A 15,725-nucleotide genomic window follows, 5' to 3' on the forward strand; every position below is an offset into this window, starting at 1 on the left:
GACATCATGGCACGCCCTGTTTGTCGAGATCCGACAACAGCGGGTGGTGGTGTTCGCGTCATCCTGGGATTCGAGTCCAGGACGAACGTGGGAGGTGAGGCATGGCCGACGTCGAGCGCCTCGGTGGCGGGCCGCGGTCCGCTGTCGTGGTCGGCGCGGGTGTCGTCGGGTTGTCGACCGCGTGGTTCCTGCAGGAGCGAGGCGTCTCGGTGACGGTGGTCGACCGCACCGGAGTGGCCGCCGGCGCCTCGTGGGGCAATGCCGGCTGGATCGCGCCCGGCCTGACGATCCCGCTCAACGAGCCCGCCGTGCTGCGCTACGGCCTGCGGTCGCTGCTCAACCCGGCCGCCCCCCTGCACGTCCCCGCGTCGGTCGACCCGCGGCTGTGGTCGTTCCTGACCCGGTTCGCCGCCAACTGCCGGTGGACGAGCTGGAGTCGTGCCGTGCGGGCGAACCTGCCGCTCAACGACGAGTGCGTCGAGGCGTTCGACGCGCTCACCAGGGGCGGTGTGGCCGCCACGACCATCGAGGCGCCCATCACCGCCGGGTTCGCGTCCCCGCGCCAGGCGCAGCGCCTCCTCCGCGAGCTGCGCAGGCTCGCCGACAACGGGCAGGTCGTGCAGCACACCGAGCTGACCGGTGACGAGCTGCGCGAACTGGTCCCGCTGGCGTCCCCCGCGCTCACCACCGGGGTGCGCATCGACGGGCAGCGCTACGTCGACCCGGGCGGTTTCGTGCAGGCGCTGGGCCGCGCGGTCGTCGCCCGCGGCGCCACCATCCACACCCTCGACGTCGTCGACATCCACGCCGACACCCACGGCGTCACCGTGCAGCGCGCCGCCGGCAAGGCGCTGCGGGCCGACGTCGCCGTGGTGGCCACCGGCGCGTGGCTGTCCGACCTGGCCCGCAAGTGGGGCGTCCGGGTGCCGGTGCGCGCCGGCCGCGGCTACTCGTTCACCGTGCCCGTCGACAAGCCCGTACCCGGGCCGATCTACCTGCCCAACATCCGCGTCGCCTGCACCCCCTACCGGGACGGGCTGCGCGTGGCGGGCACCCTGGAGTTCCGCGATCCCGACGCCCCGGGCGTCCCAGCCCGGCTCACCGCCATCATCAACTCCGCCCGCCCCTTCCTCGCGGGCGTGCGGTGGGCGGAACGCAGGGACGTCTGGGTCGGGCCGCGCCCCGTCACCCCCGATGGTCGTCCCCTGGTCGGGGCGGTGCGCGCGCCCAACATCTACGTCGCGGGCGGACACGGCATGTGGGGGCTCGCCCACGGCCCCGTCACCGGCCGCCTGCTCGCCGAGCAGATCACCACCGGCAAGCAACCCCCCGCCCTGCGCGAACTCGACCCCCTCCGGTGAACCGACGCGCGCCAGCCCCCTCCCCTGCGCCGCGCACCGCGACCAAGGAAAGCCGCTACCCGCCATGACGATCGAGCCAGCCACGGACGACGACGCACGGCCCGCTCCCGGGGCCACCCCGGAATCCACCCCGGAATCCACCCCGCGGGCCGACTCGCCGGCCGCCGCCACGTCCGCCAACGGCGGGGACGTGGTGCCGGCGGCGGCGCTCACCGACGACGAGCGCGCCGAACTCGCGTGGCTGCGCACGGAGAACAACCTGCTGCGGGTGGAACGCGACATCCTGCTGCGCGTCGCAACGGGCTACGCCAAGGACATGGACCACCTGCTCAGGCGTTCGGCGCCCCGATCCGCTCCCTGAGCACCCGCCACCACCGGCCGGCGGCACACCGCGCCGCTGCGCGGTGTGCCCGCTCTCCCAGGCCATCTCCCGGGTTCGTGCGAGCTGTTGCCCACACGGCTCCCACGAACCAGGTGCCGTCAGGGCGGCCCTGGCACCTCGTCGCCCTGACGGCACCACACCTCGAACGCAGAACTCTTCAGACGGAGACACGACATCATGACCAGCACCAACCGCGTCTGGCTGACGCCCGAGGCGCACGAGCGGCTGCGCGCCGAACTCGCGTCGCTGCTCGCACCGTCCACACCAGAGGACCCGCCCCACAGCGGTGCCGACGGCGCCGTCGACAACGGCCAGGCGCGCGCCGCACGCGTCCGCGAGATCCAGCAGATCCTGGCCAGCGCCGTCGTCGGGCAGGACCCGCCCAATGACGGGGTCGCCGAGCCCGGCATGGTGCTCACCATCCGCTACGACGACACCGCCGACGAGGAGACCTTCCTGCTCGGCCTGCGGGCCGCCGAACACTCCACCGCCGACGGTGACCGCGACGACCTCATCGAGGTCTACTCACCGACCTCGCCCCTGGGCATGGCCCTGATCGGGGCGCGCCCCGGCGACCGGCGCTCCTACCAGGTGCCCAACGGCAGCACCGTGCACGTCACCCTCCTGCACGCCGTTCCCTACGGCCAGCACCGGCTCCAGCGCGCCGCGACCACCCACACCGGTTAGCCCGACGCGGCCGCCACGTCCAGCGGTCACCGTGGATCGCGCCGGGGTTGGCTGGTGGGAACGGCGTGACGAGCCGCTGCCGGCGGCCGGAGCCGGCCGTCCACTCAGGACCCGGTCAGCTGGTCCAGGCGGGCCCGCTGGTCGGTGCTGGCCTCGGTCACGGTCGCCGCGAGCCGTTGGGTGTCCTGGTCCGCGCCGGACCGCTGCTCGCCCTGGGCGAGGGTGATCGCCTGGTCCAGGTGCGCGCGCAGCGCGGCCACGAACCGCCGGTCGAAGTCCTCGCCCCGGGTCTGTTGGAGCACCGCCAGGTCGTCGGTGGTGAGCATGCCCGGCATCCGGTGCCCGGCGTGCACGTTGGTGGTGGGCAGGCCGGCGCGGTCCCGCAGCTGGCGCAACTGGTCGAGCGTGGCCTGGTGGTCGGTGCGCGCTCGCGTGGCCAGTTCCCGCAGTTCCTGGTCCGCGCCGTGGTCGGGCGTCAGGTCCAGCAGGGCCAGCACCTGTTCGGTCATCGGGATCATCAGCTGCACCCAGGCGGTGTCCGTGGCGTTGGGCCCCGACGCGACCGAGGTCGTGGCGGCCGGCGGCGGCTCGGCTGGCCGCGGGGTCGGTGGCGGGGCGGCTGCCGGGGTGGCGCACCCGGTGAGCAGCAGCACCGCCAGCACCGCGCCGACCAGCGCGCAGCGTTGCGCGCCAACGGTTTTCCGGTGCGTTGGCCGCGCCATCCCGGGTGACCACCGGGTCCCGGGATGGCGCGGGTGGGAGCGGGTGGTCATGCGCGGGGCAGCCGGTAGTGCTCGTCCAGTGCCGCGCCCCGGTCGGGCTTGTACTGGTCGAAGCCGCGGGCGTCGCACTGGAGGCCGCCGTTGATGCAGTGCTTCACCAGGGCCGCCAGCGTGGGCGGGTCCCAGGCGTTGAAGAAGTCGTAGTGCCAGGAGTAGCCGCGCCCGCTGGACAGCCGGACCTGGGACAGGTCCCCGTCCACCGGGAAGGCGATCTTGAACTCCAGCATCGGCACCGGAACCGGGTGGCTGGCCGGGCAGACCAGGTTGACCGGGTAGGCCAGGTGGCTCTGGTGGTCGGGGCTGTCCAGGTGGATTCCGTCCCAGCAGCTCGGCGCCTGGTAGCGGATGTTCACCTGGGTGCCGGCCGGGCACAGCGACGTGGGGAAGTCCCAGTTGTGGAAGCTGTCCCCGCACTCGAAGCCCTCGACCGCGCCCGGGGCGTGCTGGAACTCGTCCTTGGTCGCGGTGGGGCTGCCCACCACGAACCGCAGCCCCTGCGGGAACGGCTTCACCGTGGTGTAGTCCAGCACCCCGGACTTGTAGTAGACGACTTGCGGTCCACTGGGGACGATCATCGTGTTCCCGTTGTACATGGTCGGGAACCAGTAGGCCGACCGGTCGTCCGGCACCTTGCAACTGGTGCCGCCGGCGAGCAGCGAGCCGAGCGTGCTGGTGGCGTTCGTCGTGGTGTTGCCGAGGAAGGTGTGCATGTGCGAGGCGCCGGACAGTCCCGGGTAGACGATGGGGTCGTCCGGCCGGTGCGTGGTCACCGAGCAGTTGGCCTGGAACTCGTGGTGGGTGACCAGGGAATCGGCGGCGGCCACCTGGTTGGCCATCGGGAGTGGGGACGCCACCAGGCCGGCGGCCAGCGCGGCAGCGAGCAGCAAGCGTTTTCCGGACACGGTTTCTCCTGCGGATGCGGGATTCGGGATGCGGAGGGGCGGAAACCGAGAGAGCGCTCTCTCCAGGCTGGTCGCCGGCTGACGGCCATGTCAAGACCGGATGAACTTCCCGTGACGGCAGCGGGATCACCGGGGACGGTGAGATCTTGACAGGGCCGGACCGCACCCGCGACACTCGCATTGGGAGAGCGCTCTCCGCATCCAGGTCCGGCCACACCGGGTCGGCCACCAGCCTGACGACACCGCGTGCCAGCGCCGGCCGCTCCTGCTCGGGTCCGGCGCCCCGCCGCGCCGTCACCGACCAGGAGCCAGGAGACGCCATGCCCGCTCGCCCACCGGTTCCGCCGCACTGGCGGTGGTCGCGAACCCGCTCGATGACCACGCTGCTCACGGCCGCGCTCGCACTGGCCGGCGGCACGCTGACCACGCCGGCCGCATCAGCCGCATCAGCCGCATCAGCAGCACCAGCCGCGCCGGCCGCCCACGCCGCCGGTCCCGCTCTCCCCGCACCGGCCGCCGCGGACGTGGTGCGGGTGACCGGCTCCCAGGGCAACTGGCGGCTGACCGTGAACGGATCGCCCTACCAGGTCAAGGGACTCACCTGGGGGCCGCCGCTCGCGGACGCCGCGCGCTACCTGCCCGACCTGCGCGCGATGGGCGTCAACACGGTGCGCACCTGGGGCACGGACGCGGCCACCAAGCCGCTGCTCGACGCGGCGGCCGCCCAGGGCATCCGGGTGATCAACGGGTTCTGGCTGCAACCGGGCGGCGGACCGGGCAGCGGCGGCTGCGTCAACTACGTCACCGACACCGCGTACCGGACGAGCATGCTCGACACCATCGTCGGCTGGGTCAACACCTACAAGAACCACCCGGGCGTGCTGCTGTGGAACGTCGGCAACGAGTCGATCCTGGGCATGCAGAACTGCTTCTCCGGCGCGGAACTGGAACGGCAGCGCGTCGCCTACGCCCAGTACGTCAACGAGGTCGCCGGCCGCATCCACGCGGCCGACCCGAACCACCCGGTCACCTCCACCGACGCGTGGACCGGCGCGTGGGCGTACCTGAAGACCCACGCGCCGGAGCTGGACCTGTACGCGGTGAACTCCTACGGCGCCGGGTGCGACGTGCAGCGGGACTGGGTCAACGGCGGCTACACCAAGCCCTACATCCTCACCGAGGCCGGGCCGGCCGGCGAGTGGGAGGTGCCCGACGACGCCAACGGCGTGCCCGCCGAACCCACCGACACGCAGAAGCGGGACGGCTACACCACCGCGTGGAACTGCATCACCCGGCACACCGGCGTGGCGCTCGGCGGGACGTTGTTCCACTACGGACTGGAGGACGACTTCGGCGGTGTGTGGTTCAACCTGGTTCCCGGTGGGCTGCGGCGGCTGTCCTACTACTCCGTCAGCCGCGCCTTCGGCGGACAGGCCCCGGCCAACACCCCGCCGGTGATCTCCGGCGTGTCGTTGAGCCGCACCACCGACGTGCCCGCGGGCGGGCAGTTCACCATCGACGTCAACGCCAGCGACCCGGACGGCGACGCCATCGGCTACCAGGTCAAGTTCAACAGCAAGTACCTCGACAACAGCTCCGCGCTCCAGCCGGCGTCGTTCACCGGCAGCGGCGGCCGGCTGACCGTCACCGCGCCGCAGCGGCTGGGCGTGTGGAAGGTCTACGTCTACGCGCGGGACGGACACGGCAACGTCGGGATCGAGGCCAGGTCCGTCCGGGTGGTGGCGCCGCCGGTGGGCGGCACCAACCTCGCCCTGGGGCGGCCGGCCACGGCGTCGTCACACCAGACCGGCGGTGACGGCGCCCCGTTCCCACCCGAGCGGGCCACCGACGGGAACACCGCCACCCGCTGGGCCAGCGACTGGAGCGATCCACAGTGGATCCAGGTGGACCTGGGTCAGGTGTCCACAGTGGACCACGTCCAGCTGGTCTGGGAGGCAGCCCACGCCAGGGCGTACCAGATCCAGATCTCCGACGACGCCACCACCTGGCGAACGCTGTACACCACCACCTCCGGTGACGGCGGCGCGGACGACATCGACGTCAGCGGCTCGGGCCGGTACGTGCGGATGTACGGGACGCAGCGCGCCACCGGCTACGGGTACTCGCTCTACGAGTTCGGCGTCTACCGGCGCTGACCACGTCCACGACACGGCCGCGCGGGACGCTCGGCGAGGCGCCCCGCGCACTGCCCGTCGGCTGAGCGGTCAGGTCAGCTGGAGGTAGTCCAGTTCGGCGTACCCGGTGCCGCCGCTGAAGTACGGCGCGCCCTTGGCCAGCCGGATGGTGTTGTACCCCGCCTTCAGGGTGACCGTGGTGGTCACCGTGGCGCCGAACTGGCCCCACGAGCCGGTCGGCGGGTAGCTCACCGTGGACCAGGCGCCGCCGTTGTAGGCCAGGCCCTGCGTGGCGGTCACGCCGGTGCCGTTGGCGTAGCCGATGGTCATGGTGTAGGCGCGGGCCTGGGGCACGGCGACGACGAAGTCGACGTAGCTCTGGCTGCGCGGGTCGCCGGTGTTGTCGATGCGGCCCACGTAACCGCCGTTGGACGCGCTGGCGGCGCTGAGCCGTTCGGCGCGGAACACCGAGGCGTTCTCCGCCTCGTAGCGCTGCTGGTAGGCGGGAACACCGCTGGTCGGCTCGACCACCAGGTGGTAGGCGCTGGTCGCGGTCATGTTCGCCACCGGGACGGTGATCTCGCCGTTGGTGACGGTGTGGGTGCTGGTGGCGATGGTCGTCGGCGCGGTCACCGCGGTGAACCGGCCGGAGGCCGGCGTGGCTTCGAGGGTCACCCGCACGGTGCCGCCGAGCGCGCCCAGCCCGGTGATCCGCACCGCGTTGCCGCCCGCTTCGTCCCCGAAGACCACGTCCACCCGGCGCCGGGTGCTGTCGTAGGAGGCGAACCCGTCGAGGCCGGTCTGCGCGGGCGGGGTGGTGGTCACCATCGAGCCGGCCATGTCGCCGTACCACTTGTACAGCCACCACGAACCGGTCGGCTGGGTGTTGTTGGTGACCAGGCCGTTGACCGTGCCGTACTCGTACCAGAAGGCCCGGTCGGCGGCCCACACCCCGGCGCGTTCCAGCTTGGCGAGGTAGTTGGTGACCCGGCCGGGCACGTCGACCTCGTCGGTGGCGGCGTACTCGTTGATGAAGACGCGGCGCGGGCTGATGCCCAGGGACGCCTCGATCGACCGGTAGGCCGCGACGTGGCTCGCGATCGACGCGCTGCTGTGGCCCAGCTCGTGCCACACCACGATGTCGGGCAGCGCGTTGCTGGCGCGGGCGGTGGTGAGGAAGGCCCTCATCCGGTTGGCGTCCCAGCTCGCGTAGCCGGGGCCGGCGACGGGTGTGACGGTGTCGCGCGTGCGGATGCGCTGCACGGTGCGCACCCATCCCGCGTTGAAGTCGCCGGCCGCGGCGGTGTTCCAGGTCCAGTCCGGTTCGTTCCAGATCTCCCAGGCCACGACATTGCTGACCGAGGTGGCCGCCAGCCTGGCCGACACCATCCTGTCTACTTTGGACAGCCAGTCGTCCCAGCTGACCCACTTGTAGGGGAAGTCGGGGTAGATGTCGGGCATGCGGATCACCTGGGCGGCGCCCACCCGGTCGGCCTGCGGCGCGACCAGCAGCGCGTCCCCGCCGGGCGGCTGCCCGTTGGGCCGCTGCCCCACGCCCGGCGGCGGCTGGGTGAGGGTGTGCATCCGGAGGGGCAGCAGCGTGGTGTCGGCGGGTCGGTTGTTCTCGGCGAGCGCGTACAGGCCGCCGGAGGCGACGTGGGTGACCGGCCGGAACGGCGCGCCGGCGTTGACCACCAGCGTGTGTCCGGCCGCGCTGGCCGGCAGGGCTGGTGCGACCGCGAGCGCGGCGGCGAGGGCGGTGGCGAGGGCGGGGACCGCGAACGCGGCCCGGAGTGTCGGCTTTGGCACTGGTGCACCTCGATCAGGGAAGGGAACGTGCTCAGCCCGTGGTGCTGGTCGGGGTCGGGACCGCGCGGTCCGCCCGCCGGTGGCGCGGTCGGCGCCCAGGCGGACGAATCAGGAAACCGGTTTCCTCGCAAGGTAGGGACGCGGGCGTTCCGTGTCAAGGTCCTTGTCCGCGGCGATGAGCTGAGCGAACGCCGGATGCAGGCCCGCCAGACCGACCATTCGGAGCAGCCCGCCCAGCCCCCGCAAGGAAAATCACGGAAAACGCCCGGCCAGGTGGTCCCGGCCGGGCGTCTCGGTGTGGGGCTGGTGGCCGCGCGTCACGCGCCCTGGCGCACCCGGTTGATGGTGTCCCGGTACCACAGGGCGCTCTGCTTGGGCACCCGCCGCTGGGTGTCGTAGTCCACCCGCACCAGGCCGAACCGCTTGTCGTAGCCGTAGGACCACTCGAAGTTGTCCAGCAGCGACCAGGCGAAGTAACCGCGCACGTCCGCGCCGGCCAGCCGGGCCCTGGCCACGGCGGCGAGGTGGGCGGCCAGGTAGGCCACCCGGTCGCCGTCCCGCACGAAGCCGGTCTCGTCGGGCTCGTCGCGGAAGGCCGCCCCGTTCTCGGTGATCACCAGGGGCAGGCCCGGGTAGTCATGGCTGAGCCGGATCAGCAGGTCGGTCAGTCCATCCGGGACGATCTCCCAGTCCATCGCCGTCACCGGCCGGCCGAGGCGCACGTCCCGGTGCACCGGGCGGCCGTCCGGGCCGGTGCTGCGGCCCTGATCGTCCACACCGGAGCAGCGCGAGCTGAAGTAGTAGTTGACGCCGAGCAGGTCGATGGGCGTGGCGATGACGTCGAGGTCGCCGTCGCGCACCGGGATGCGCACCCCGGCCAGGGCCAGATCCTCGACCACGTCGGCCGGGTAGTGGCCGCGCACCAGCGGATCCAGGTAGATCCGCACGCCGAGCCCGTCGGCGCGCCGGGTGGCCGCCCGGTCGGCCTCGCTGTCGGTGGCCGGGGTCAGCTGGCTCATGTTCAGCGTGATGGCGAACTCGGCCGGCCCGTCCGCCGCGGCCCGCATGCGCTGGGTGGCCAGGCCGTGCCCGAGCAGCAGGTGGTGCACTGCCGCGATGCTCGCGGGGAAGTCCTGCCGGCCAGGCGCCTGCCGGCCCTCGTGGTAGCCGAGCATGGCCGAGCACCACGGCTCGTTGAGGGTGGTCCAGTGGCGCACCCGGTCCCGCAGCGCGTCGAAGACCAGCATGGCGTAGTCGGCGAACCGGTGCGCGGTGTCCCGCACCGGCCAGCCGCCGGCGTCCTCCAACTCCTGCGGCAGGTCCCAGTGGTAGAGGGTGAGCCACGGGTCGATGCCGTTGGCCAGCAACTCGTCCACCAGCCGGTCGTAGAAGGCCAGTCCCGCCGGGTTGGCCGGTCCCCGCCCGCCGGGCTGCACCCGGGGCCAGGCGACCGAGAACCGGTAGGCGTTCACGCCGAGCTGGCGCATCAGCGCGACGTCCTCGGGCATCCGGTGGTAGTGGTCGCAGGCCACGTCGCCGGTGTCACCGCCGTCGACCGCGCCGGGAAGGCGGCAGTAGGTGTCCCAGATGGACGGTCCGCGACCGTCCTCGGTCACCGCCCCCTCGATCTGGTACGCCGAGGTGGCCACGCCCCAGTCGAAGGTCGGCGGCAGGGTGGCGATCAGCTCCGCCTCGGTGTCGGTCCCGGTGTCGGTCCCGACGGTCGGCGCACTGGTGTCCATGTGTCTCCTCTGCGGATCAGAACCTGGTGTCCTGGACGGGATGCAGCCAGCAGGCCACGGCGTGGTCTCCCCCAGCGCGATCGTTCCCAGCGCGGTCGTCCCCGGCGCGGTCCTCGCCCTGCCGCGCACGCGGCATGCCGAGCACCGGAACCCGCTGCGCGCACGGCTCGAACGCGCGCGGGCAGCGCGGGTGGAACGCGCAGCCGGTGGGCATGGCGCGCAAATCCGGTGGTGAGCCGGGAATCCCGGTCAGCTCCCGGCGGGGACCCCGCAGCGCGGGGAAGGAGTGCAGCAGCCCGTCGCTGTAGGGGTGCAGCGCCCGGCGGTAGAGGTCGGCCGAGGCGGCCTGCTCCACGATGCGCCCGCCGTACATGACCGCGATCCGGTCGGAGAACTCCACCAGCAGGGACAGGTCGTGGGTGATGAACAGCACCGAGAAGCCCAGGCGCTCGCGCAGTTCGGTGAGCTGGCGCAGGATCTGCCGCTGGATCACCACGTCCAGCGCGGTGGTCGGCTCGTCCATGATGACGACCCGGGGTTGCAGCGCCAGTGCCATGCCGATCATCACCCGCTGCCGCATGCCGCCGGAGAGCTGGTGCGGGTAGCTGTCCAGCCGGTCCTCGGCGATGCCGACCAGGGCGAGCAGTTCCCTGGCCCGGTCGCGCCGGTCGGCCCGGCTGCTGGTCGGGTCGTGCGCCTTGATCACGTCCATCAGCTGGGTGGAGACCTTGTGCACCGGGTTGAGCGAGTTCATCGCGCCCTGGAACACGATCGCGGTCTCGGCCCAGCGGAACCGGCGCAGCTGCGCGGGTGACATCCGCAGGACGTCCACGGGCTCGCCGCGCTCCGGGTGGTACAGCACCTCTCCCCCGGCGACCACCCCGGGCGGCGGCAGCAGCCGGGTCAGGCCGTAGGCCAATGTGGACTTGCCGCTGCCGCTCTCGCCGGCCAGGCCGAGCACCTCGCCGCGGCGCAGGGTCAGGTGCACGTCGCGCACGGCGTGCACGGCCGCGTCGCCGAGGCCGTAGTCCACGTCGAGGCCGCGGATCTCCAGCACGGCGTCGTCGCGCACCGCGGGTCGACTTGCTCGACTCCGCGCGTGGTCCGCTCCTCGCTCGCTGACGCTCGCCGCGGTGCTCCCCCGCTGTCGTCTCGCGGGGTCGTCCTTTCGCCCGGACCCGAGCACCGGGGTGAAGCCGACGCGCATCCGGACCCGGTGGCCGTCCTCGGTTCTGGCCGTGGTGCCGCCGTTGCCCCGCAGCCGTGGGCTGACCAGTTCGTCGATGCCGAAGTTGACCAGGGACAGTGCCGTGCCCAGCAGCGCGATCGCCAGGCCGGCCGGCACGAACCACCACCAGGCGCCCTGGGCCAGTGCCTGCTGGCTCTGCGCCCAGAACAGGATGGTGCCCCAGTTCCAGGTGCTGGTGTCGCCGACACCGATGAACGCCAGGGTGATCTCCGAGGTGACCGCGAAGATCACCGTGCTGATGAAGCCGGACGCGATGACCGCGGCCAGGTTGGGCATGATCTCGAACAGGATGATCCGCCAGGTGGACTCGCCGGTCGCCCTGGCCGCCTGCACGTAGTCGCGGCGCCGCAGCGACAGGGTCTGCGCGCGCAGCACCCGCGCCCCCCACGCCCACGAGGTCAGCCCGATCACCAGCGCGATGGTCAGGTTGTCGGTGCCGGGCAGTGCCGAGGCGATGATGACGATCAGCGGCAGCGCCGGGATCACCAGGAACACGTTGGACAGCGCGGACAGGCTCTCCCCGCCGGCACCGGACAGGTAACCGGAGGTGACACCGACCAGAATGGACAGTGCGGTGGAGACGATCCCGGCGACGAAGCCGACCACGACCACGCTGCGGGTGCCGGCCAGCACCTGGCTGAAGATGTCCTGGCCGAGGTGGGTGGTGCCGAACCAGTGGGCGGCTGACGGCGGCTGCAACAGGTCGGTGCCGCGCAACGACGGGTCGTGGGGCGCGATCCAGGGGCCGATGATCGCCAGCAGCACGAAGCCGCCCAGGATGACCAGGCCGGTGGCGGCCTTGGGGTTGGCCGCGAACCGCAATCGCCTGCGCCGGCCCGGGCTGACGGGCGCGGGTTGCGGCGCGGTCGCGGCCAGTTCGGTGGTGGGTACGGCCACGGGTCAGCCCTCCCGCCGGGTGCGTGGGTCGAGTACCAGGTAGGCCACGTCGGCCAGGAAGTTGGCCAGCAGCACGGACAGCGTGATGATCAGGAAGATGCCCTGCATCAGCGGGTAGTCCTTGGCGCCGACCGCCTGGAACAGCTGGAGTCCCAGGCCGGGGTAGGAGAAGACGATCTCGACCAGCAGGGTGCCGCCCACGATGAAGCCGAGCGAGAGCGCGAGCCCGGACACGTTGGGCAGCAGCGCGTTGCGCGCCGCGTAGCTGACCATCACGCGCCGCTCGCTGAGCCCCTTGGCGTGCGCGACCGTCACGTAGTCCTCGGCCGCGACGGTGACCATCATGTTGCGCATGCTCAGAATCCAGCCGCTCATGCACGAGATCAGGATGGTGGCGGCGGGCAGCAGCCCGTGTTGCAGGACGCTGCCGACGAACTCCCAGTCCCAGGACGGGACCAGGCCGGTGTCGTGGGCGCCGGACGCGGGGAAGAAGCTGCCCGGTCCGGTGAGCAGGGTGATCGCGATCAGGCCGAGCCAGAAGTACGGGATCGACGACAGGAACGTGGTCACCGGGATGACCAGGTCCACCCACGAGCCCCGGCGCCAACCGGCCACCGTGCCCAGACCGGTGCCGATCAGGAAACCGACGACCGTGGTGATCCCGACCAGGCCGAGTGTCCACGGCAGACTGTCCCCGATCACCTCGGCGACCGGGCTGGGGAAGAACGTGAACGACAGCCCGAGGTCGCCGCGCAGCAGCTGGCCCAGGTAGCGCACGTACTGGTCGAGCAGGCTCGCCTCGCTGTCCAGTCCGAACAGGACGTACAGTGACTGGACCGCCTCGGCGGTCAGCTGGCCGCGCGCCTTGGTGATCAGCGCCTGCACCGGGTCACCCGGGATCAGCCTGGGCACGAAGAAGTTGATGGTGATCGCCGCCCACGCGGTGAACAGGTAGAAGGCGATCCGCTTGAGCAGGTAGCTCACGGCTGCCTCGCCTCGTCGTAGAGCCAGCACGCGGCGAAGTGCCCCGGGCTGTCGCCGATCGCCAACGGGGGTGGCGCTTCGGTGCGGCAGCGCGCCATCGCGTGCGGGCACCGGGGGTGGAACCGGCAGCCCGGTGGCGGGGTGATCAGGCTCGGCGGCTCGCCGGTGCCCGCCTCGCGGGTGCCGGAATCCGCGCCGGCCAGCCGGTCCGGGTCGGGCGCGGAGTCGATCAGCAGCTGGGTGTAGGGGTGCGCCGGCCGCTGGGTCACCGTCTCGCTGTCCCCGCCCTCGACCACCTGCCCCGCGTACATCACCACGGTGTCGTCGGCGAAGTACCTGGCCGAGGCGATGTCGTGGGTGATGTAGAGGATGGCCAGGTGCAGGCGCTCCTTCAGGTCCCGCAACAGGTTGAGCACGCCGAGCCGGATGGAGACGTCCAACATGGACACCGGCTCGTCGGCGAGCAGCACCTCCGGGTCGGCGCCCAGCGCCCTGGCGATGGCCACCCGCTGCCGCTGGCCGCCGGAGAGTTCGTGCGGGAACTTGTCGAGGTAGCGCTCGGGCGGGGTGAGCCGCACCCGGGTCAGCAGGTCGGCGAGCGCGTCCTCCAGGTCCTTTCTGGACTCGCCGGCCCTGCCGTGGATTTTCAGCGCCCGGGTCAGGTGGTAGCGCACGGTGTGCACCGGGTTCAGCGACGCGAACGGGTCCTGGAAGATCAGCTGGACCCGGCGGCTGTAGGCGCGGAACCGCCGCCCGCCCCTGGCCGACACCGGCTCGCCGTGCAGCCGGATGCTTCCGGCGGTCTGCTGGTGCAGCTGGGCCAGCAGCCGGGCCACGGTGGACTTGCCCGAGCCGGACTCGCCCACCAGCGCGGTGACCTGACCGCGGCGCAGGGTCAGGCTGACGTCGTCGACCGCCCGCAGGCTCGGCCGGGTGCGCGACAGCAGTGCCCGCCCGCGCGCGCGGACCGGGAAGTGCTTGGTCAGGCCGTCGGCCGCGAGCACCACCTCGGGTGCTGGTGCGGCCGGCCGGGCGGACCCGGCGCTCACGCGGCTGGCCGCAGGTGCATCACGACGTCCAGGGCGTTCTCCCAGGTCGTCTGGACGGGTGCGTACGGGTTCTGCTCGTCGGGCCAGCCGGTCCAGTTCTTGGTGCTGTACTCGCCGCCCGCGTTGGCCGCCGAGGTGATCACCACCGGCATCTGCTCGACGTGGATGCGCTGCAGCGCGTGCATGGCCGCGGCGCGGGCGGTGTCGTCGGCCGCGTTGGCGTAGTCGGCCAGCGCCTGGGTGGCCTCGGGGTTGTCGAACCGGCCGTAGTTGCCGTTGACCCCGCCGGTGCCGATCGGCTTGACCAGGGCGCCGTCCATGATGCTGCGGTAGATGTCGTAGGGCGTGGTGCCGTTCTCGCTCCAGTGCAGCGCGGCCTGGAAGTCACCGGTGTCCAGCGCCTTGGTCCAGGTGTCCTGGTTGGTCTTGTCCACCGTGGCGGTGATGCCGATGGCCGCCAGGTTGTCCTTGATGATCTCCAGGTCGGTCACGTAGTCCGACCAGCCGGAGGGCACGGTCATGGTGAGGGTCACCGGCTGGCCGGTGGGGTCGTTGAGGGTGTCGCCGCTGAAGGTGAAACCCGAGTCGGTGAGCAGCTTCCTGGCGCCCTCGACGTCGACGGTGACCGTCCTGTCCTGGTACTCCGGGGCGATGAACGAGTCTCCGGCGGGCGTGGGAATGCCGGTGATGTTGTCCACCTTCGGGTAGAAGTAGCCGGCCTCACCCTGGTTGAAGATGTCGTCCCGGTTGACCACCAGGTTCACCGCGCGGCGCAGCACCGGGTTGTCGAACGGCGCGCGCTGGGTGTTGAACCACAGGCCGTGGATGCCCAGCACGGGCGGGAACCACAGCTTGAAGTGCTCGGGGTCCTTGCTGGTGTAGACCGCCTGGTAGTTCGGGATGAAGGTGAAGCTCCACTCGCACGCGCCGGTGGCCAGTGCCGTGGTCTGCGCGTTGTTGTCGCTGTACGAGGTGTAGCGGACCTCCTTGACCTGCGGCAGGTCCTGCCAGTAGCGGTCGCGCAGGACCACGGTGGCGGCCTGCGGGGTGAAGGACTTGAGCACGTAGGGCCCGCTGCCGATCGGGTTCTTCACCGTGTCCGTGGTGGGGTCGGGAATGGCCGACCAGATGTGCTTGGGCACGACGAACTGCTCGAAGATCTTCTTCTGCCGGACGAACTGCGACTCGGCGAAGCCGAGGGTGACCTGGTTGCCGGACGCGGCGATGTCGCGGTAGGGGACGGCGTCGATGTTCAGGCTGGGGTGGTCCCTGAGCAACTGGAAGGTGAACGCGACGTCCTCGGCCGTCAGCGGCTTTCCGTCCGAGAAGGTCACGTTGTCCCGGATGGTCAGCACCAGGGTGCGGTAGTTGTCCGACCACTCCCACGCGCTGGCCAGCCACGGCTTGAACGGCTCGGTCACCTTGACGTCGTTGACCATCGCCAGCGGCTCGTAGATCAGCCGCCGGTAGCCCAGCGAGGAGGCCGCCGATGAGGTGAGGAACGGGTTGTTGTTCTCCGTCTGCGGACCGTTGGGCATGCCGACGGTCAGCACGCCGGCGGTGTTCTGCTGCCGCGCGCCGCCCGAGCCGCAGGCGGCCAGTCCGGTCAACGCCACGGCCGCCGCAACGACGAGCGTCACTGGTCGTCCAAGTCGCATGGATCCTCCTTGTCGCGATCGGGAAACCGAGCAGTGGGGTGAGCGGGCCGCGCGTGCCGTCGCGGCGGAGAAGGTCGACGTCTCCCGG

The 15,725-nt window shown here is 71.7% G+C and carries 12 protein-coding genes; 4 read left to right on the plus strand and 8 right to left on the minus strand.

From position 1 onward, the window contains the following. The first annotated feature begins 101 nt into the window (after positions 1-101). From LX83_RS01585 to LX83_RS01595, 3 genes are all read left to right on the plus strand, one after another. A complete protein-coding gene (locus LX83_RS01585; protein WP_253766146.1) occupies positions 102-1,361 on the plus strand; it encodes an NAD(P)/FAD-dependent oxidoreductase in 1,260 nt (419 codons plus the stop codon). 64 nt (positions 1,362-1,425) lie between these two features. Further along, the gene (locus LX83_RS01590; protein ID WP_253766148.1) at positions 1,426-1,722 is read left to right on the plus strand and encodes a hypothetical protein; all 297 of its coding nucleotides are present in this window, start codon (positions 1,426-1,428) and stop codon (positions 1,720-1,722) included. Between the two features lie 198 nt (positions 1,723-1,920). Next, complete coding sequence (locus tag LX83_RS01595) at positions 1,921-2,430, plus strand: GreA/GreB family elongation factor (protein WP_253766150.1); 510 nt, start codon at positions 1,921-1,923, stop codon at positions 2,428-2,430. A 104-nt stretch (positions 2,431-2,534) separates the two neighbouring features. Here LX83_RS01595 and LX83_RS01600 read toward each other — a convergent pair whose 3' ends face one another. Together LX83_RS01600 and LX83_RS01605 are read right to left on the minus strand one after the other, a co-directional pair. Continuing rightward, complete coding sequence (locus tag LX83_RS01600; protein ID WP_253766152.1) at positions 2,535-3,152, minus strand: DUF305 domain-containing protein; 618 nt, start codon at positions 3,150-3,152, stop codon at positions 2,535-2,537. Positions 3,153-3,199: 47 nt separating this feature from the next. Continuing rightward, the gene (locus LX83_RS01605) at positions 3,200-4,114 is read right to left on the minus strand and encodes a DUF1996 domain-containing protein (protein ID WP_253766154.1); all 915 of its coding nucleotides are present in this window, start codon (positions 4,112-4,114) and stop codon (positions 3,200-3,202) included. 320 nt (positions 4,115-4,434) lie between these two features. Here LX83_RS01605 and LX83_RS01610 point away from each other — a divergent pair, with 320 nt between their 5' ends. Continuing rightward, complete coding sequence (locus tag LX83_RS01610) at positions 4,435-6,270, plus strand: discoidin domain-containing protein (RefSeq protein ID WP_253766156.1); 1,836 nt, start codon at positions 4,435-4,437, stop codon at positions 6,268-6,270. A 69-nt stretch (positions 6,271-6,339) separates the two neighbouring features. On the opposite strand, the gene LX83_RS38265 is transcribed toward LX83_RS01610, so the two are convergent. From LX83_RS38265 to LX83_RS01640, 6 genes are all read right to left on the minus strand, one after another. Then, complete coding sequence (locus tag LX83_RS38265) at positions 6,340-8,058, minus strand: CBM35 domain-containing protein (RefSeq protein WP_253766158.1); 1,719 nt, start codon at positions 8,056-8,058, stop codon at positions 6,340-6,342. A 317-nt stretch (positions 8,059-8,375) separates the two neighbouring features. Further along, entirely contained in the window at positions 8,376-9,800 is a 1,425-nt protein-coding gene (locus LX83_RS01620) for a GH1 family beta-glucosidase (RefSeq protein ID WP_253766160.1), read from the minus strand. A gap of 16 nt (positions 9,801-9,816) precedes the next feature. Then, the gene (locus tag LX83_RS01625) at positions 9,817-11,946 is read right to left on the minus strand and encodes a dipeptide/oligopeptide/nickel ABC transporter permease/ATP-binding protein (protein ID WP_253766163.1); all 2,130 of its coding nucleotides are present in this window, start codon (positions 11,944-11,946) and stop codon (positions 9,817-9,819) included. A gap of 3 nt (positions 11,947-11,949) precedes the next feature. Then, on the minus strand, positions 11,950-12,930 hold the full coding sequence (locus tag LX83_RS01630) for an ABC transporter permease (protein WP_253766165.1): 981 nt from the start codon (positions 12,928-12,930) through the stop codon (positions 11,950-11,952). Continuing rightward, a complete protein-coding gene (locus tag LX83_RS01635; RefSeq protein ID WP_253766167.1) occupies positions 12,927-13,979 on the minus strand; it encodes an ABC transporter ATP-binding protein in 1,053 nt (350 codons plus the stop codon). Before LX83_RS01635 ends, LX83_RS01630 begins: the two co-directional genes overlap by 4 nt. Next, positions 13,976-15,619 carry an ABC transporter substrate-binding protein gene (locus tag LX83_RS01640; protein ID WP_253766169.1) on the minus strand — a complete coding sequence of 548 codons (1,644 nt, stop codon included), beginning with the start codon at positions 15,617-15,619 and terminating at the stop codon, positions 13,976-13,978. Before LX83_RS01640 ends, LX83_RS01635 begins: the two co-directional genes overlap by 4 nt. Positions 15,620-15,725: the final 106 nt, after the last annotated feature.

This window comes from Goodfellowiella coeruleoviolacea (assembly GCF_024171785.1).
GTDB lineage: Bacteria > Actinomycetota > Actinomycetes > Mycobacteriales > Pseudonocardiaceae > Goodfellowiella > Goodfellowiella coeruleoviolacea.

Coding starts and splice junctions, on each gene's coding strand:
- LX83_RS01620 (WP_253766160.1), bottom strand. CDS start 9,800: ATGGACACCAGTGCGCCGACCGTCGGGACCGACACCGGGACCGACACC.
- LX83_RS01600 (WP_253766152.1), bottom strand. CDS start 3,152: ATGGCGCGGCCAACGCACCGGAAAACCGTTGGCGCGCAACGCTGCGCG.
- LX83_RS01590 (WP_253766148.1), top strand. CDS start 1,426: ATGACGATCGAGCCAGCCACGGACGACGACGCACGGCCCGCTCCCGGG.
- LX83_RS01610 (WP_253766156.1), top strand. CDS start 4,435: ATGCCCGCTCGCCCACCGGTTCCGCCGCACTGGCGGTGGTCGCGAACC.
- LX83_RS01595 (WP_253766150.1), top strand. CDS start 1,921: ATGACCAGCACCAACCGCGTCTGGCTGACGCCCGAGGCGCACGAGCGG.
- LX83_RS01585 (WP_253766146.1), top strand. CDS start 102: ATGGCCGACGTCGAGCGCCTCGGTGGCGGGCCGCGGTCCGCTGTCGTG.